The sequence below is a fragment of the Streptomyces massasporeus genome (genome assembly GCF_014648995.1).
In the GTDB taxonomy this organism is placed as follows: Bacteria; Actinomycetota; Actinomycetes; order Streptomycetales; family Streptomycetaceae; genus Streptomyces; species Streptomyces massasporeus.
In genome coordinates, this window is the sequence record NZ_BMSE01000001.1 from 554864 (window position 1) to 573392 (window position 18529).

At 71.0% G+C, this 18529-nt stretch carries 14 protein-coding genes; 8 read left to right on the top strand and 6 right to left on the bottom strand.

The features are described 5' to 3' along the window. Positions 1-28 precede the first annotated feature (28 nt). From IE153_RS02570 to IE153_RS02590, 5 genes are read right to left on the bottom strand one after another with little or no spacing between them, the layout of a single operon-like run. Complete coding sequence (locus IE153_RS02570; RefSeq protein WP_189588016.1) at positions 29-1048, bottom strand: Gfo/Idh/MocA family protein; 1020 nt, start codon at positions 1046-1048, stop codon at positions 29-31. A gap of 18 nt (positions 1049-1066) precedes the next feature. Continuing rightward, positions 1067-1969: a sugar phosphate isomerase/epimerase family protein gene (locus IE153_RS02575; RefSeq protein WP_189588017.1), complete on the bottom strand. Its 903-nt coding sequence runs from the start codon at positions 1967-1969 to the stop codon at positions 1067-1069. 1 nt (position 1970) lies between these two features. Continuing rightward, complete coding sequence (locus IE153_RS02580) at positions 1971-2882, bottom strand: ATP-binding cassette domain-containing protein (protein WP_189588019.1); 912 nt, start codon at positions 2880-2882, stop codon at positions 1971-1973. A 5-nt stretch (positions 2883-2887) separates the two neighbouring features. Beyond that, positions 2888-3967 carry an ABC transporter permease gene (locus IE153_RS02585; protein ID WP_189588021.1) on the bottom strand — a complete coding sequence of 360 codons (1080 nt, stop codon included), beginning with the start codon at positions 3965-3967 and terminating at the stop codon, positions 2888-2890. Then, positions 3967-4986: a sugar ABC transporter substrate-binding protein gene (locus IE153_RS02590; RefSeq protein ID WP_189588023.1), complete on the bottom strand. Its 1020-nt coding sequence runs from the start codon at positions 4984-4986 to the stop codon at positions 3967-3969. Before IE153_RS02590 ends, IE153_RS02585 begins: the two co-directional genes overlap by 1 nt. 322 nt (positions 4987-5308) lie before the next feature. On the opposite strand from IE153_RS02590, the gene iolC reads away from it, so the two are divergent. From iolC to IE153_RS02630, 8 genes are all read left to right on the top strand, one after another. Continuing rightward, complete coding sequence (gene iolC / locus IE153_RS02595; protein ID WP_189588025.1) at positions 5309-6286, top strand: 5-dehydro-2-deoxygluconokinase; 978 nt, start codon at positions 5309-5311, stop codon at positions 6284-6286. 13 nt (positions 6287-6299) lie between these two features. Continuing rightward, positions 6300-7178, top strand: a complete 879-nt coding sequence (locus tag IE153_RS02600) for a Cgl0159 family (beta/alpha)8-fold protein (RefSeq protein WP_189588027.1) — start codon at positions 6300-6302, stop codon at positions 7176-7178. 13 nt (positions 7179-7191) lie between these two features. Continuing rightward, positions 7192-8085 carry a 5-deoxy-glucuronate isomerase gene (gene iolB, locus IE153_RS02605; RefSeq protein WP_189588029.1) on the top strand — a complete coding sequence of 298 codons (894 nt, stop codon included), beginning with the start codon at positions 7192-7194 and terminating at the stop codon, positions 8083-8085. Beyond that, complete coding sequence (gene iolD, locus IE153_RS02610) at positions 8082-9965, top strand: 3D-(3,5/4)-trihydroxycyclohexane-1,2-dione acylhydrolase (decyclizing) (protein ID WP_189588031.1); 1884 nt, start codon at positions 8082-8084, stop codon at positions 9963-9965. Before iolB ends, iolD begins: the two co-directional genes overlap by 4 nt. Positions 9966-10008: 43 nt before the next feature. After that, on the top strand, positions 10009-11502 hold the full coding sequence (locus IE153_RS02615) for a CoA-acylating methylmalonate-semialdehyde dehydrogenase (RefSeq protein WP_189588533.1): 1494 nt from the start codon (positions 10009-10011) through the stop codon (positions 11500-11502). A 21-nt stretch (positions 11503-11523) separates the two neighbouring features. Further along, positions 11524-12309, top strand: a complete 786-nt coding sequence (locus tag IE153_RS02620) for a GntR family transcriptional regulator (RefSeq protein ID WP_189588033.1) — start codon at positions 11524-11526, stop codon at positions 12307-12309. Between the two features lie 85 nt (positions 12310-12394). Then, positions 12395-13492, top strand: coding sequence for a UDP-glucose 4-epimerase GalE (gene galE / locus IE153_RS02625; RefSeq protein WP_189588035.1), 1098 nt, complete (start codon positions 12395-12397; stop codon positions 13490-13492). Positions 13493-13498: 6 nt separating this feature from the next. Continuing rightward, the gene (locus IE153_RS02630; RefSeq protein WP_229828676.1) at positions 13499-16645 is read left to right on the top strand and encodes a putative bifunctional diguanylate cyclase/phosphodiesterase; all 3147 of its coding nucleotides are present in this window, start codon (positions 13499-13501) and stop codon (positions 16643-16645) included. Here the strand turns inward: IE153_RS02630 and IE153_RS02635 are convergent. Continuing rightward, positions 16549-18468: a glycoside hydrolase family 15 protein gene (locus IE153_RS02635; protein WP_189588037.1), complete on the bottom strand. Its 1920-nt coding sequence runs from the start codon at positions 18466-18468 to the stop codon at positions 16549-16551. The two genes, IE153_RS02630 and IE153_RS02635, sit on opposite strands and share 97 nt — an antisense overlap. Positions 18469-18529 lie beyond the last annotated feature (61 nt).

An 18529-nucleotide genomic window follows, 5' to 3' on the forward strand; every position in this document is an offset into this window, starting at 1 on the left:
AATGCCGCCACACCCGCGGCCCCCACACTCACCGGTACAGGGCGGGCTTCTCCACCAACGCCACCTCTACGCGGCCCCCGTCCTGAAGTGCCCGCACGCCCGCCTCGCACACCGCCGCCGCGGCGTAGCCGTCCCAGGTGCTCGGGCCGGTGACCTCGCCGCGGCGGGTGGCGTCGATCCAGGTCTGGATCTCGTGGTCGTAGGCCGTCTCGAAGCGTTCGGTCCAGTCCTGGGCGATGGTGCCGCCCCAGCGGCCGGCCATGTTGGTGACCAGGGCGTGGCCGTCGCCGATGCGGGCGGTGCCGCGTTCGCAGACCACCTCGGCCTGGACCTGGTAGCCGAAGCCGCAGTTGACGAAGATCTCGACGTCGCTGAGGGCTCCGCCGTCGGTCTCGAAGACGACGAACTGGGGGTCCTGCAAGGCGTCCGGGGCGCTGGCGGAGGGGGTGGGGCGCAGCACCGTGACGGCGGTGATCTCGTGGCCCAGCAGCCAGCGGGTCGCGTCGGCCTCGTGGGCGACGGAGTCGCTGATCAGCATGGAGCTGGTGAAGAAGGGCGGGCTGGCGACGTTGCGGTGCCGATTGTGCAGCATGAGCGGACGACCCAGCTGACCCGTCGTCAGCAGGGCCTTCAGCTTCACGTACTCGGGGTCGTAGCGGCGCATGAAGCCGACCTGGACCCGACGGTGGCCGAGTCGCTGTTCGGCTTCGAGGACGCGCAGCGCGGACGACGCGTCGGGGGTGAGCGGTTTCTCGCACAGGACGGGCAGATCGTGCTCGAAGGCGGCGAGGAGGGTGGCTTCGTGGGCCGGGCCCGGGGAGGCGATCAGGACGGCGTCCACGTCGGCCGCCGTCATCGCGGCAGCCGGGTCGGTGTAGGCGGTGCAGCCGTCGACACGGGCGGCGACGGCCTTCGCGCGCTCCGCGTCGACGTCCACGACGGCCGCCACCCGTGCTCCGCTGGTGACTTCGTGGATGCGACGCACATGGTCCGCGCCCATCCTTCCGGTACCGATGACCGCGACTCCCAGAGGGGCACGCTCCGTCATGGCCGTCCTTTCGGGTCGTCAGGCGCCGCAGGACCTCAGGAACTTGCGGGTACGCACCGCGATCGGCAGCGGCTTGTCCGGCTCACAGGGGTACATGTCCTGCTCGACGATGGCGAAGAGGTCCACGCCCAGCTTCTGGGCGGCCGTCAGGACGGGGCCCAGCTCCGGGACACCGGCGGGCGGTTCGCACATCACACCGCGCGCGACGGCCGGGCCGAACGGCATCTCGTTCTCGACGACATCGGCGAGGATCTCCGGGTCGACCTGCTTGAGGTGCAGATAGCCGATGCGCTCGCCGTACGTCTCGATCAGCTTGACGCTGTCGCCGCCGCAGTAGGCGTAGTGCCCGGTGTCCAGGCAGAGGTTGACGGCGTCGGAGTCGGTCGAGTCGAGGAACTGCTCGACGTGCGCCTCGGTGTCGATGTGGGTGTCGGCGTGCGGGTGGACGACGATGTCCAGGCCGTACCGGTCCTTCACCTCGCGGCCGAGGCGCTCCATGCCCGTGGTGAGGTTGCGCCACTGCTCGGTGGTGAGCTCCGGCGCCTCCAGGATCTCCGCGGTCTTGTCGTCGCGCCAGAAGGACGGGATGACGACGAGGTGCCCCGCGTCCATGGCCTGGGTGAGGGCGGCGACCCGGCTGACCTGCTCCCAGGTGGAGTCCCACTCGGAGGGGCCGCGGTGCAGGCCGCAGAAGATGGTGCCGGCGGAGACCTTCAGGTTCCGCTTGGTCACCTCGTCGGTGAGCCGCGCCGGGTCCGTCGGCAGGTAGCCGTACGGGCCGAGTTCGATCCAGGAGTAGCCGGCCTCGGCGACCTCGTCGAGGAAGCGTTCCCAGGGCACCTGCTGGGGGTCGTCGGGGAACCAGACGCCCCAGGAGTCGGGGGCGGAGCCGACCCGGATGCGGTCGAGCGCGAGGGCCATGTCAGGACTTTCCTTCCGAAGAGGTGGCTACGGGCGCGGCGACGTCTCCCTCGTCGGGGAGCTCTTCGACGTCGACGCCGTGTACCTGCGACAACTCGTGCTTGAGAGAGGCCAGTTCGGCGCCGCCGGCCATGTGGTTGGTCAGTTCCTCGAGGGAGACGTCGCTGCGGGAGGCGGACAGTTCCATGGTGCCGAGGCGCAGCACGCTGAAGTGGTCGCCGACCATGTAGGCGTGGTGCGGGTTGTGGGTGATGAAGATGACGCCGAGGCCCTTCTCGCGGGCTGCGGCGATGTACTTCAGCACCACACCGGACTGCTTGACGCCGAGGGCGGCGGTCGGCTCGTCCAGGATGAGGACGCGGGCGCCGAAGTAGACGGCGCGGGCGATGGCGACGCACTGGCGCTGACCACCGGAGAGCGTGCCGATGGGCTGCTCCATGTCGTCCAGGACGATGCCCATGTTGCGCAGTTCCTCGTCCGCGGTCCTCTTCATCGCCTCGATGTCGAGACGGCGCACGGGCCAGGGGCCCTTGGTCATCTCGGAGCCGAGGAAGAAGTTGCGCCACACCGGCATCAGCGGGACGACAGCGAGGTCCTGGTAGACCGTGGCGATGCCCTTGTCGAGGGCCTCGCGCGGGGTGGAGAAGCGCACCGGCTCGCCGTCGACGAGGAATTCGCCCTCGGTGTGCTGATGCAGTCCCGAGATGATCTTGATGAGGGTGGACTTGCCGGCGCCGTTGTCGCCGAGGACGCAGGTCACCCTGCCGGGGTGGACTTCGAGGCTCACGCCGTGCAGGGCACGGATGTTGCCGTAGGACTTGCCCGCGGCCTTCAGCTCGATCACGGGACGCTCGTCCGCGGGCCGGGAGTCCTTCAGAACGGCCCCGTGGGTGCCGGTGGAGTTGCTTGTCATGCCGATCACCTCCGGGTCGCTTGCTTGCGGACCCACAGATTGACGAGGGTGGCGCCTACGAGCATCACGCCGAGGAAGGTCTTGAACCAGTCGGGGTTCCAGGTGGCGTAGACGATGCCCAACTGGACCAGGCCGAACATGAACGCGCCGAAGACCGGGCCGATGATCGTGCCGTAACCGCCGGTCAGCAGACAGCCGCCGACCACCGCCGCGGCGATGTAGATCAGCTCGTTGCCCACGCCCTCACCGGACTGCACGGTGTTGTACTGGAACAGGTTGTGCATGCCGACGAACCAGGCGCCGAAACCGACCAGCACGAACAGCGAGATCTTGGTGAAGTTCACCGGGACGCCGACGGCGCGGGCGCTGTCCTTGTTGCCGCCGACCGCGAAGATCCAGTTGCCGTACTTGGTGCGCAGCAGGACCCACGTGGCCAGCGCCGCGAAAGCCAGCCACCACAAGACGGTGATCTTGACGTTGACTCCGCCGACGTCGAAGGACGAGGCGAACAGGGCCTTGGCCTGGTCGAAGCCGTCCATGTCGCTGATGTCGTCCGTGGCGACGTTGCCGGTGACCAGCTTGGTCACCGCCAGGTTCACGCCCTGCAGACCCATGAACGTGCCCAGGGTGACCAGGAAGCTCGGCAGCCCGGTCTTCACCAGCAGCCAGCCGTTGAAGAAGCCGATCGCAAGCGACACCACCAGGGCCGCGATCACGCCGACCCAGACGTTCAGGGTCAGCTCGAAGGCGGTCATGCTCGCCGTCAGCGCCGATGCGACCGGCGCGACGCCGGAGGACAGGTCGAACTCGCCGCCGATCATCAGCAGCGCCACGGGCAGGACCATGATCCCGATGGTCGACGCTTGGTAGAGGACCGTCGACATCGAACTGCCCTGGCGCAAGGTCGGCGCCATGATCAGGAAGAAGACCAGGATGGCCAGGGCGCCGAGGAAGACGCCCACCTCGGGCCGAGCGAGCAGTCTCAGCACCAGGGAGCGCTGCTGGGTCCGCCCGTCCTTCTCCTTGCCCGGGCCGGAGACCGGCGGTGAAGTCACCGCCGGCTCAGCCTGCTGGGTCATGCTCATCACCGGGTGCCCTTCGCGGCGAACTCGGCGATCTTGTCGACGTTGGACTTGTCGACGAAGGCCGGGCCGGTCAGCACGGGCTGCTCGCCGCCGCCGCTGTAGTTGCCGTTGTTCTTGTAGAGCCACAGACCGTCGACGGCCAGGTAACCCTGCAGATAGGGCTGCTGGTCCACCGCGAACTGGATGTCGCCGCTCTTGACGGCCTTGATGAGTTCCTTGTTGAGGTCGAAGGTCGCGACCTTCGCCTTGCTGCCTGCATCACTCACCGACTGCACCGCGGTCAGCGCGAACGGGGCTCCGAGCGTGACGACGTAGTCGATGGAGGAGTCCTGCTTCAGCTTGGCGGTGAGCGTCGACTTCACCGACGGCTTGTCCGCGCCGTTGACGTTCTGGACGTCGAGCTTGCCGTCGAAGGTCTTCTCCACGCCGTCGCAGCGCTGGGTGAGACCCACGTTGCCCTGCTCCTGGATGACACAGAGGGCGTGCTTCGCACCGACCTCGTTGAGCTTCTTGCCGAAGGCCTCGCCCGCGACGGACTCGTCCTGGCCGAAGAACTCCAGCATGTTGAACTGCTTCCAGTCGCTCAGGCCGGAGTTGAGGCCGACGACGGGTATGCCGGCCTTGTCCGCCTTGCCTATGACGCCCTTCATGGCGTCCGGCTTGGCGAGTGTGACCGCGATGCCGTCGACCTTCTGGTCGATCGCGGTCTGGACCAGGTTGGCCTGGTTGCCCGCGTTCGGGTCGGCGGAGTAGATGAGCTTGATGTTGTCCTTGGCGGCCGCGGCCTCGGCGCCCTTGCGGACGGTGTCCCAGAAGGTGTCGCCGGGCGCCTGGTGCGTGACCAGGGCGACGGTCATGCGCGGCGTGGTCGCCTTGCCCGCCGAGGCGTCCGCCGCGCCTTCCTCGGACTTCTTGCCTCCGGAACTGCTGGAACAGCCGGCGAGGGTCAGGGCCGCTGCCGCGGCCACGGCGACGACGGGCGCGAACCTGCGAGAGCGGGGGTGAGAAGAGCGGTCCATCTTTCCTGGCACCTCACTGTGCTACTGCGGGGGAAAGGAAGGGATCACGAAGGGATCCGTGGTCCCGGAGCCTTACGGAGTCCGGATCATGATGCCGCAAACCGACTGTTGCGATGGCACGGGATACAAGTCCCTGCCGCGCCCGCTGTCAATACTTTGTCAAGACATCATTTCACGAGCAGGTCCGAATGTAAGTACAAACTATTGACAGCACCGCCCTCCGCGACCTACACCTGGGAGGCGGCAGGTCCCGTGGATCCACGCCCTCACCGTGTCAGGGCGCTTCAGGACCCGCATCCCCAGCTTCCCGAGGAGGTCGCGCATGGCCGAGCCAGCCCAGTATTTCGATGTGATCACGATGGGTCGCATCGGGGTCGACCTCTACCCCCTGCAAACCGGGGTCCCCCTGGCCGAAGTGGAGACCTTCGGGAAATTCCTGGGAGGTTCGGCGGCCAACGTGGCGGTCGCCGCGGCCCGCCTCGGACGCCGGACGGCGGTGATCACACGCACCGGCGACGACCCCTTCGGCACCTACCTGCACGAGGAGCTGAAGGGCTTCGGCGTCGACGACCGCTGGGTCACCCCGGTCGGCGCGTACCCGACGCCGGTCACGTTCTGCGAGATCTTCCCGCCGGACGACTTCCCGCTGTACTTCTACCGCCGCCCCAAGGCCCCGGATCTGGAGATCCACACCGACGAGCTGGACTTCTTCGCCATCCGCGGCGCCCGGATCTTCTGGATCACCGGCACCGGCCTGAGCGAGGAGCCGAGCCGCTCCGCCACGCTCGCGGCCCTCAAGGCCCGCGACAAGTCGGGGATCACCGTCTTCGACCTCGACTGGCGGCCGATGTTCTGGCGCGACCCCGAGGAGGCCCGCCCGTACTACCGCGAGGCCCTGCGCCACGCCACGGTCGCGGTCGGCAACCTCGACGAGTGCGAGATCGCCACCGGCGTGCGCGAGCCGCAGGCATGCGCGGACGCGCTGCTGGAGGCCGGCGTGGAGCTGGCCGTCGTCAAGCAGGGCCCCAAGGGGGTGCTCGCCGTGCACCGCGACGGCAGCCGGGCCGAGGTGCCGCCGGTGCCCGTCGAGGTGGTCAACGGCCTGGGCGCGGGTGACGCCTTCGGTGGCTCGCTCTGCCACGGTCTGCTCGCCGGCTGGGACCTGGAGCGGACCATGCGCCACGCCAACGCCGCCGGCGCCCTCGTCGCCTCGCGCCTCGCCTGCTCCTCCGCGATGCCCACCGAGTCCGAGGTCGCGGACCTCCTCGCCGGGGTGCCGTCGCCGAGCACGAGCCACTGAAACGGAGCCTTCCTTGAACATCGGCATCCCCGACCTCACCACGGTCAGAGCCCGCAGTCCCGAGGCCGTCGCGGAGGCGGCGGCCCGCCGGACGCGCCGACCGTTGATCGGCGACAGCGGCCGGCTGATGATCGTGGCCGCCGACCATCCGGCGCGCGGCGCCCTCGGGGTCGGCGACCGGCGCCTGGCCATGGCCAACCGCGCGGACCTGCTGGAGCGGCTGTGCACCGCGCTGTCACGGCCGGGCGTGGACGGGGTGCTCGCCACCGCCGACATCCTGGAGGACCTCCTGCTCCTCGGTGTCCTCGACGACAAGGTTGTCATGGGCTCCATGAACCGCGGCGGTCTGGCCGGGGCGTCCTTCGAGATGGACGACCGCTTCACCGGCCACCGCGCCGAGGACATCGCCCGGCTCCGCTTCGACGCGGGCAAGCTCCTGGTCCGCATCGACTACGACGACCCGGGCTCGCTGACCACGCTGGAGTCCACCGCGCGGGCGATCGACGCCATGGCCGAGCGCCGACTGCCCCTGTTCGTCGAGCCGTTCATCTCCCGGCGGGTCGACGGCACGGTCCGCAACGACCTGTCCGCCGAGGCCGTCACCCGGTCCGTCGCCATAGCGTCCGGGCTCGGCGGCACCTCCGCCTACACCTGGCTGAAGCTGCCCGTCACCGACGACCCGGACGACATGGCCGAGGTGCTGGAGACCTCCACCCTGCCGGTCGTGCTGCTCGGCGGCGAGGTGGGCGAGGACCAGGAGGGCGCCTACGAACGCTGGCGCAAGGCCCTGCGGCTGCCCACCGTCCAGGGCATGGTCGTCGGGCGGTCGCTGCTCTACCCGGCCGGGGGCAGCGTGGAAGAGGCCGTGGACACGGCCGTCGGTCTGCTGTGATCCGGAGGATGCAATGACGTACCACCTTCCCGCCGGCAAGGCCCTCGGCGGCCCCTACGCCGTCGACGTCACGCCCGAGAAGGCCGGCTGGGGCCACTCCAGTCTGCGGGTCCTGGAGCTGCCGCCCGGTGGCGCGCACTCCTTCGACACCGGTGACAGCGAGTGGATCGTCGTCCCGCTGAGCGGCGGCTGCACGGTCGCCGCGGCGGACGACTTCGGCCAGGAGACGTTCGAACTCCAGGGCCGCGCCGACGTGTTCAGCGGCGTCAGCGACTTCGCGTACGTGCCGCGCGACGCCAGCGCGACGGTGACGTCCGTCGGCGGCGGCCGGTTCGCGCTGACCGGCGCACGCTGCACCCGCCGGCTGCCCGCGCGCTACGGCCCGGCGTCCGAGGTGCCGGTGGAGCTGCGGGGCACCGGGAACTGCTCCCGGCAGGTCAACAACTTCGGTGCGGCCGGGGTCTTCGAGTGCGACAAGCTCATCGCGGTCGAGGTGATCACCCCCGGCGGCAACTGGTCGTCGTTCCCGCCCCACAAGCACGACGAGCACCGGCCCGGCGAGGAGTCCGTGCTGGAGGAGATCTACTACTTCGAGTTCGCCGGCCACGACGGCGTCCCCGGCCTCGGCTACCAGCGCGTCTCCCCGTCCGGCCCGGGCCGGGACACCGACGTGCTGGCGGAGGTGCGCGACGGCGACGTCGTCCTCATCCCGGACGGCTGGCACGGGCCCTCGATGGCCACGCCCGGCCACCACATGTACTACCTCAACGTCATGGCGGGCCCGGAGGCCGAGCGCGCCTGGCTGATCTGCGACCACCCCGACCACGCCTGGGTCCGCGACACCTGGCCGGACCAGCCGGTCGACCCCCGGCTCCCCCTCTACACCGCCCCGGAGACCTCCGCATGAGCGCCCCCACCCGCAGACTGACGACCGCCCAGGCGCTGGTCCGGTTCCTGTCCGCCCAGTACACCGAGCGCGACGGCGTGCGCCGCCGGCTGATCGCCGGGACCTGGGGCATCTTCGGCCATGGCAACGTCGCCGGGGTCGGCCAGGCGCTGATGGAGGCAGGCATCGGGCCGGACGCCGTCATGCCGTTCCACCAGGGCCGCAACGAGCAGTCCATGGTGCACGCGGCCGTCGGCTACGCCCGGCAGCTGAACCGCCTGTCCGCGCAGGCGGTGACGACCTCGATCGGCCCGGGCGCCACCAACCTGGTCACCGGCGCCGCCCTGGCGACGATCAACCGTCTGCCGGTGCTGCTCCTGCCCGGCGACTACTTCGCCTCGCACGCCCCCGACCCGTTGCTCCAGCAGCTGGAGCACCCGGTCGAGGCCGACGTGTCGGTCAACGACACGCTGCGCCCGGTGTCGAGGTACTTCGACCGGATCACCCGCCCCGAGGCGCTGATCCCCTCGGCGCTCCAGGCGATGCGGGTGCTCGCCGACCCGGCCGAGACCGGCGCCGTCACCCTCGCCCTGCCGCAGGACGTGCAGGCGGAGGCGTACGACTGGCCGGAGGAGTTCTTCGCCGAGCGGGTCTGGTACGTACGGCGCCCCGCGCCGGACCCGGTGGAGCTGGCGGCCGCCGTCGAGGCGATCAGGTCGGCGGAACGGCCGCTGATCGTGGCGGGCGGCGGCGTGCACCACAGCGAGGCCGAGCAGGCGCTCAAGGCGTTCGTGGAGGCCACCGGCATCCCCGTCGCCTCCACCCAGGCCGGCAAGGGCTCGCTCCGCCACGACCACCCCGCCGACCTCGGCGGCATCGGCCACACCGGCACCGCGGTCAGCGACGAACTCGCCCGCACCGCCGACCTGGTGATCGGCGTCGGCACCCGCTACACCGACTTCACCACCGCCTCCGGCACGCTCTTCCAGCACCCCGGCGTGCGGTTCCTGAACCTCAACATCACCGCCTTCGACGCCCACAAGCTGGCGGCGCGGACGCTGGTGTGCGACGCCCGGTCCGGCCTGGAGAAGCTGATCAAGGGGCTGGCCGGACACCGCCTGCCGCAGGCCTACGAGGCCGAGTACCGCGCCGGCAAGGAGCGTTGGGACGAGGTCGTCGAGGCCGCCTACCGGGCCGGCGACGAGAACGCGGTCCCGACCCAGACACAGGTGCTCGGCGCGCTGGACGCGGCCGTCGGCGACGACGACGTGGTGATCAACGCGGCCGGTTCGCTCCCCGGCGACCTGCACAAGCTGTGGCGCTCCCGCAGCCCGCGCCAGTACCACCTGGAGTACGGCTACTCCTGCATGGGCTACGAGATCCCGGCCGGCATCGGCGTCCAGCAGGCCGCCCCGGGCACCCCGGTGTGGGCGCTGGTCGGCGACGGCACCTACCTGATGATGCCGACGGAGATCGTCACCGCCGTCCAGGAGGGTCTGCCGCTCAACATCGTCCTCCTCCAGAACCACGGCTACGCCTCGATCGGGGGCCTGTCGGAGGAGACCGGCGGGGAGCGGTTCGGCACCGCCTACCGCTTCCGGGCCGCCGACGGCACCTTCACCGGCGCCCCGCTGCCCGTCGACCTGGCCGCCAACGCCGCCAGCCTCGGCATGGACGTGCTGCGCGCCAAGACGGTGCGCGAGCTGCGCGATGCGCTGGCCGCGGCGCGTGAATCGGACCGGCCGACGTGCGTGTACGTCGAGACGGACCCGGCCCCGACCGCTCCCCCGGCCGAGGCCTGGTGGGACGTGCCGGTCGCCCAGACCGCCTCCCGGGAGGCGGCCGTCGAGGCCCGCGAGCGCTACGACCGCCAGGTCGCGGGCCGCCGCCGCCACCTCTGAACTCCCCCCGGAACTCAAGCTCCACGAAAGGCCCTTGCGCACCATGAAGACCATCACCCACTGGATCGACGGCAAGCCCGTCGAGGGCAGCTCCGGCCGGTTCGGCCCCGTCTACGATCCGGCGACCGGCGCCCAGGAGAAGCAGGTCGCGTTCGCCTCCGTCGACGAGGTCGACGCCGCGGTCGCCTCCGCCAAGGCCGCCTTCGCGAGCTGGGGTGAGTCCTCCCTGGCCAAGCGCACGGCGATCCTGTTCAAGTACCGCGAGCTGCTGGACGCCCACCGCGACGAGATCGCCGAGCTGATCACCGCCGAGCACGGCAAGGTGCACTCCGACGCGCTCGGCGAGGTCGCGCGCGGCATGGAGATCGTGGAGCTGGCGTGCGGGATCTCCGTCCAGCTCAAGGGCGAGCTGTCCACCCAGGTCTCCACCCGGGTCGACGTGGCCTCGATCCGCCAGCCGCTGGGCGTGGTCGCAGGCATCACGCCGTTCAACTTCCCGGCGATGGTGCCGATGTGGATGTTCCCGCTGGCGATCGCCTGCGGCAACACCTTCGTGCTGAAGCCCTCGGAGAAGGACCCGTCGGCCTCCTTCCGGCTGGCCGAGCTGGCCACCGAGGCGGGTCTGCCGGAGGGAGTCCTGAACATCGTGCAGGGCGACAAGACGGCCGTGGACCGCCTCCTGGAGCACCCGGACATCGAGGCGGTGTCCTTCGTCGGCTCGACGCCGATCGCCAAGTACATCCAGCGAGCGGCCGTCGAGCACGGCAAGCGGGTGCAGGCCCTCGGCGGCGCGAAGAACCACATGCTGGTGCTGCCCGACGCCGATCTGGAACTCGCCGCCGACCAGGCGATCAACGCCGCGTACGGCTCGGCGGGCGAGCGCTGCATGGCCGTGTCGGTGGTCGTGGCCGTCGGTGACATCGGTGACGAACTGGTCGGCAAGATCGCCGAGCGGGCGAAGAACCTGAGGATCGGCCCCGGCGACGACCCGGCCTCGGAGATGGGCCCGCTGATCACGCGCGAGCACCGCGACAAGGTGGCGTCGTACGTCTCCTCGGCCGCCGAGCAGGGCGCGGAGGTCGTGGTCGACGGCACGGGCTTCTCGGTGGAGGGCCATGAGGACGGCTTCTTCCTCGGTGTCTCCCTGCTGGACCGGGTGCCGCTGACGGCGGACGCGTACCAGGACGAGATCTTCGGCCCGGTGCTGGCGGTCGTCCGTGCGGAGACGTACGAAGAAGCCATCCAGCTGATCAACTCCTCACGCTGGGGCAACGGCACCGCGATCTTCACCCGGGACGGCGGCGCGGCCCGCCGCTTCCAGCTGGAGGTCAAGGCCGGCATGGTCGGCGTCAACGTCCCGATCCCGGTCCCCGTCGGCTACCACTCCTTCGGCGGCTGGAAGGACTCGCTCTTCGGCGACCTGCACATCTACGGCAACGACGGCATCGCCTTCTACACCCAGGGCAAGGTCATCACCACGCGCTGGCCGGACCCGTCCGACGGCGGCATCAACCTCGGTTTCCCGAGCAACTCCTGACACCCGTAGGGGGGTTCGTCCATGGCGAAGACAGGTGACCGGGCCCGTACCACGGCCGCCGCCGCGCTCGGCTCGCTGGACTTCGCGCTGGAACGGGGCAGTCCCGTGCCGCTCTACCACCAGCTCGCGCAGCAGCTGGAGGCGGCGATCGAGCACGGGGTCCTCGCCCCGGGGAACCTCCTGGGCAACGAGGTCGACCTGTCCGTGCGCCTCGGCCTGTCCCGACCCACCGTCCGCCAGGCCATCCAGTCCCTCGTCGACAAGGGGCTGCTGGTCCGGCGGCGCGGGGTGGGCACGCAGGTGGTGCACAGCCAGGTCAAACGCCCGCTGGAACTGAGCAGCCTCTACGACGACCTGGAGACGGCGGGGCAGGCGCCGACCACCGAGGTCGTGCGCAACGAGGTCGTCCCGGCCTCCTGCGACGTGGCGGCCGCCCTCGGCATGCCGGAGGGTCACGAGGTGACCGTCCTGGACCGGCTGCGCCGCACCCACGGCCGACCGGTGGCGCTGCTGCGCAACCACCTGCCGGTGTCCCTGCTGGACCTGGACAGCGCCCGCCTGGAGTCGACCGGCCTGTATCGCATGATGCGCTCGGCGGGCATCACCCTGCACAGCGCCCGCCAGACCGTCGGCGCCCGCGCGGCGACCGCCGGGGAGGCGTCCCGCCTGGACGAGCAGGAGGGCGCGGCGCTCCTCACGATGCACCGCACGGCGTACGACGACACGGGGCGCCCGGTCGAGTACGGAACGCACATCTACCGTGCCTCGCTCTACACCTTCGACTTCCAGTTGCTGGTCCGGCCTTGACCGGACTCGGGGGTCGGGTGCAAAGTCGTACATATACACCGTAAACATACGGTTCTTCGACCGCACCCGAAGCGGGAGTCACGGCATGGCCCGCAGGAACCAGTTGCCGACCGCTCGAGGAGGATCCTCATGGGCCCCTTCGACCGTCCTTGTGACCGGCGGAGCCGGTTTCATCGGCAGCCACACCTGCGTGGAACTGCTGGACCACGGTTACGAGGTGATCGTGGTCGACGACTACACCAACAGCACACCCCAGGTGTTCGCCCGGGTGGAACGGATCGCCGGCCGCTTCGTCGGCGCCGTGTACGAGCTGGACATCCGTGATCGGCACGCCCTCTCGGCCGTCTTCGACCGACACTCCGTGGACGCCGTCGTGCACTTTGCCGCGCACAAGGCGGGGGGTCTGTCGACACGGATGCCCGTTGCGTACTACGACACCAACGTGGGCGGCACCACCGCCCTGCTGCGGACCATGCACGAGCACGGGGTGCACCGGCTGGTCTACCCGTCCTCCTGCTGGGTCTACGGCGACGCGGGCGGGGGGCCGCTCGACGAGACCACTCCCGTCCGTCCCGGCACCCCGTACGCGGCCTCCAAGTGGATCTGCGAGCAGATTCTCGCGGACGTCTGCCGCCGTCACCCCGAGTACGCCGTGCTGTGCCTGCGCTATCCCATCCCGGCCGGGGCCCATCCGAGCGGACTCCTCGGCGAGGAGCCGCGCCACACACCGCAGAACCTGATGCCGTACGTCGCGCAGGTGGCGGTCGGCCGGCGCGAGAAGCTCACCGTTTACGGCGCCGACTACCCGACCCGCGACGGCACCGGGATCCGGGACTACCTGCATGTCATGGACGTCGTGGAAGCACACCGTGTGGCACTCGACCATCTGACCGACGAGCCGGGCATGCAGGTGTTCAACCTGGGTGCGGGCGCGGGCCGTTCGGTCCTCGACGTGGTCGGCTTGTTCTCCCGGGCCTCCGGCAGGCCCATCCCGTACGAGGTCGGGCCCCGCCGCCCCGGGGACGTCGCCGAGCTGGTCACCGACGCGACGGCCGTCAACCGTGCCTGGGGCTGGCGCCCCACCAGGGATCTCGCAGACGTGTGCCGGGACGCCTGGCGCTTCCAGCGGCTCAACCCGCACGGTTACACGGACACCGCGCGGCCGCCGGAGACCGAGGAGTAGGCCGCCGTGCGGCCCCCGCCGAGCGGCAGAGGCGGCCCGGCCCGACGCCTGCCGGCCGGTTACGTCGCGGCGGCCGGCCTCCTGACCGTTGCGTACCTGTCCGTTCCCGTCCTGCGCACGCCGCTGTGGGCCCTGGTCGGGCTGGCGGGAGCCGCGGCCGTCCTGACCGGAGTGCGGGTCCACCACCCCCCTCGGCCCCGCCCGTGGCTGTTCCTCGCCGCCGGGCTGCTGGCCTTCACCGCGGGCGGCACCTTCGCCCAGGCGCAGGAAACGTACTTCTCCGCGCCGCACCCGTTCCCGTCCTGGGCGGACGCCTGCCACCTCGCCGTGTATCCGCTGTTCGCCCTGGGCCTGTCCGGTCTGCTGCGCTACCGCTGGACGGGCCGTGACCTGCCCGGACTGCTCGACGGCCTGGTCATCACCGGCGGGCTCGCGCTGCCGGTGTGGGTCTACCTGGTGCAGCCGCTGGCCCGGGCGGAGGGGCTGACCTGGCAGCAGCGCGCGATCAGTGCCGCCTGTCCGCTCGGGGGCATCCTGGTGCTGGCCCTGCTGGTCCGGCTGCTCTCGCGGTGCCCCTCCCCGGGCACCAACCGGGCCGCCCAGTTGCTCACCCTGGGCGCGCTCACCCTGCTCGGCTTCGACATCGCCCTCGGCGTCCTCCGGTTCAACGGCTCCTGGCAGGCGGGCCCCCTGCTGGACATCGGGGGCATCGTGTTCTGCACCGCCTGGGGCCTGGCCGCGCTGCACCCCTCGATGGCCCGGCTGACCGCCCCGGACTCGCCACCCCAGTCCCTCCTGCCGCCCCGGCCGCGGCTGCTGCTGCTCGCCACCGCGACCCTGGTCCCGCCCGCCATCCTCGCTCACGAGGAGAGCGACGGCCTGGACTACGACGCGACGGTGCTGGCCGCGTTCTCCGGCGCGCTGTTCCTGCTGGTGATCGTCCGGCTCGCCCTGATGGTCGTCGCGCATCGCCGGGCCATGACCCGGGAGCTGGCCCTGCGCACCGCGGCCGCCGCCATGATGGAGGCCTGCTGGCCCGAGGGGATCGCGCGGGCCTGCGACAGGGCGGTCACCTCCCTGTTCGGACCGGCGGGCCGGCACGTGACACTCCTGCTGTCGGCCCAGGAGGCTCAGGACCTGTACGCCCGGCTGGAGCGCTGCCCCGCCTGGGCCGGCGCCACAGCTCCGGCACGGGGCGGGCCGGCCGTGGCGGCCCGCAGCCGCACGGTCATCGTCCCGACCGCCGTGCTGGGGCCGGAGCTCGCCGCCCGGCTCGGCAAGCTGCCCACCGCGCTCCTGTGCCCCATGGTCCAGCCCGAGCAGCCGGCCGGCGGTGAGCTCCCGGGAGCACTGCTGGCGGCCGGCTCTGAGCGGCAACTCACCGAGATGCGCGGCTCTTTGGAGCTCCTCGCCTCGCACGCCGGGCTCACGACGGAACGCATCGCGCTGCGGCGGGAGGTCATCCGCAAGGAGAGCGAGGCCTACTTCCGCACCCTGGTGCACAACGCCTCGGACGTCATCCTCATCGTCAACGACGACACCACCGTCCGCTACGCCAGCCCCTCCGCGCCGACCGTGTTCGGCCGCACCGAACTCGCCGGGACACCGCTGCCCGATCTGGTGGACGCCCAGGAGCGGGACCAGGTCGTGCACACTCTGAAGGCCGTGCACGGCGACGGGCGGCAGGAAGCCCACGACCACTGGCGGGTGCCCCGGGACGCGGTCCACATCGAGGTGGAGGTGCGTTGCCGGGACCTGCGGCACGACCCGACCGTGGGCGGTCTGGTCGTCACCCTGCGGGACATCACCGAGCAACGGCAGCTGGAGCACGAACTCACCCAGCGGGCCTTCCACGACTCCCTCACCGGCCTGCCCAACCGCACTCTGCTGCTGGAGCGGACCGGACGCGCACTGCGCCGGGGCCACCGGGAGTCGACGACCACCTGTCTGCTCTTCATCGACCTGGACGACTTCAAGATCGTCAACGACACACTCGGTCACTCGGTCGGCGACCGGTTGCTGTGCGCCGTGGCCGAGCGCCTGTCGGGGACACTGCGGCGCACCGACACCGCCGCCCGGCTCGGCGGCGACGAGTTCGCCGTGCTGATCGAGGACGCGGAGCAGCCCATGGACGCCGAGGTGCTGGCCGCGCACGTGGTCCGGACGCTCAGCCGGCCGTTCCACCTGGCGGTGGAGTCGGTGAGCGTCTCGGCCAGCGTGGGCGTGGCCACGGCCAAGGACAGCACGGACGCGGGAGAACTGCTCGCGCTCGCCGACCTGGCCCTCTACGCCGCCAAGGCGTCCGGCAAGCGCACCTGGCGCCGGTTCCAGCCCCAGCAGCGGATCCGTGTCGTGGAGCGCCACGCCTTGCAGGTCCGGCTTGACCAGGCCATCCGCAAGGAGGAGTTCGGGCTGTGCTACCAGCCGGTGGTGGACATCGCCGAGGGCCGCGTCGTGGGCTTCGAGGCCCTGGCCCGATGGCCCGAACGGGGACCCGATCCGGTTCCGCCGGGCCAGTTCATCCCGCTGGCCGAGGAGACCGGGCACATCTCGACCCTCGGCGCGTGGGTGCTGCGCAGATCCACCGCCGACATCGCCCGGCTCCAGCACCGCACGCCGCAGTTCGACCCGCCCTACCTCAGTGTCAACGTGTCCACGCGGCAGTGGCGGGACACCAACTTCCTGGACGAGGTGTGCACGGCTCTGGACACCACTGGCCTCGCCCCGGGCACACTCCAGCTGGAACTCACCGAGTCGGTGCTCATGCAGCGGACCGAGCAGATCGACGCGCAGATCCAGGCACTGAAGGACCGCGGGGTGCGCATCGCGGTAGACGACTTCGGCACCGGGTTCTCCTCCCTGCGCTACCTGCGGGACTTCCCCATCGACGTGCTCAAGATCGACAAGTCCTTCATCGACGGCATCCCGCACGACCCCCAGCAGCTCGCCCTGGTGGAGGGCATCGTGCATCTCGCCGACACGCTCGGCCTCCAGGTGATCGCCGAGGGCATCGAGGACCAGCCGCAGCGGGAACTGCTGGGGCACATCGGCTGCCTCTACGGGCAGGGCTTCCTGTTCGCACGGCCGCTCACGGTGGAGCAGGGTGAGGCGGTGCTGCGGGAGCGCAACGACGGCGGACGGGCGGAGGGCTGAGGGCCGGCTTCAGTGCCGTCCCGCCCCGGGTCCGCGCGGTTCCAGGCGGAGGGCGACGACAGGCCGAACGCGGTCTCGACCAGTGCGATGTGGCTGAACGCCTTGGGCGCGTTGCCCAGCTGACGGCCGGTGTCCGGGTCCCACTGCTCGGCCAGCAGCCCGACGTCGTTACGGACCGTGAGGACCCGCTCGAAGGCCTCCCGGGCCTGCCGGCGACGCCCCGTGGCGGCGAGGGCGTCGGCGTACCACAGGGAGCAGGACACGAACGTGCCCTCGGCGCCGTCCGCGGCCTCGGGCAGGGTGCCGTCCGGGGTGCAGCGGCGGAGGAAGCCGCCGTGCCCGAGGCGCGCCAGGGCCCGCACGGTGCCGCGCACCCGTTCGTCGTGGGCGGGCAGGAACCCGACCCGGGGGATCAGCAGCGCCGAGGCGTCCAGGCCGGGTGCGCCGTAGGACTGCACGAAGGAGCGCTGCGCGGTGTCCCAGCCCTCCCGGCAGACCTCCCGGTGCACCTCGTCCCGCATGGCCTGCCACTCCCCGGAGGAGCCGTTGCGCCCGAGCAGCTCGCCCATGCGCACGGCTCGGTCGGCGGCCACCCACGCCATGACCTTGGAGTGCACGAACTGCCGGCGCGCCCCGCGCTCCTGCCACAACCCCTGGTCCGGTTCGCGCCAGTGCCGCAGCAGAAAGCCCATGAGGGACTCGACCAGGTCCCACACGTGTGCGGGCATCGGGATCCCGGCGCGCAGCGACAGCCACAGTGTGTCCATGACCTCGCCGTAGACGTCCAGCTGAAAGGTGCTCACCGCCGAGGTGCCGAACCGCACGGGCCGCGAGCCCTCGTAGCCGGGCAGCCAGGGCGCCTCGGTCTCCGGCAGCAGCCGCTGCCCCTTGACGCCGTAGACGGTCTGGAGATCGGCGGGGTCTCCGGCGACGGCCCGCACCAGCCAGTCCAGCCAGGCCGTGGCCTCGTCCCGGTAGCCGCTGCGCAGCAGGCAGGACAGGGTCCGTGAGGAGTCGCGCAACCAGCAGAACCGGTAGTCCCAGTTGTTCTGGCCGCCGATACAGCCGGGCAGTGAGGTGGTGGGGGCGGCGACGATGCCACCCGTGGGGGCGTAGGTGAGGGCCTTGAGGGTGATGAGGGAACGCACCACGGCGTCCCGCCACGGGCCCTGGTAGCGGCACCGGACGGCCCAGCGCCGCCAGAAGTCGGCGGTCTCCTTCTGGGCGGTCTCCGCCGGGACGGACATGGGCGAAGGGGGCGCGGACCGGTACGACGGCGTCCACCCCAGCGTGAGGCCCATCCGGCGTCCGGCCGTCAGCGTGAACTCCCAGACGGTGGCGTCCTCGTCGCCCCGGTCGCGGACATGCCCGTCGCGGCCGAGCCAGACGGCGTCCGGGCCGGCGACCGCGACGGTGCAGTGGCCGACGTCCCGGACCCAGGGCACGACGCGGCCCTGGTGGAAGCGCAGGCGCAGTTCGCTGCGCAGGTCCACCGTGCCGGACAAGCCCTCGACCAGGCGGACGATGCACGGCACGTCGGCACGCGGCGGCATGAGGTCCGTGACCCGCACCGTGCCCGTGGGGGTCTCCCAGACGGAGTCCAGGACCAGTGTGTCGGGCCGGTAGGAGCGGCGAGTGCACCGGCCGCCGGACACGGGGGCGAGACGCCAACGCCCGTTGTCCTCGGTGCCCAGCAGAGCCGCCAGGCAGGCCGGGGAGTCGAAACGGGGCAGACACAGCCAGTCGACCGACCCGTCCCGGCCGACCATGGCGGCCGTCTCCAGATCGCTGATGAGGGCGTAATCCTCGATGAGCGCATTCATGATCTCGGGATCACGCCGTCATGCACTTTGCCACTTCTCACGATACGCCGGTCGAACCAGG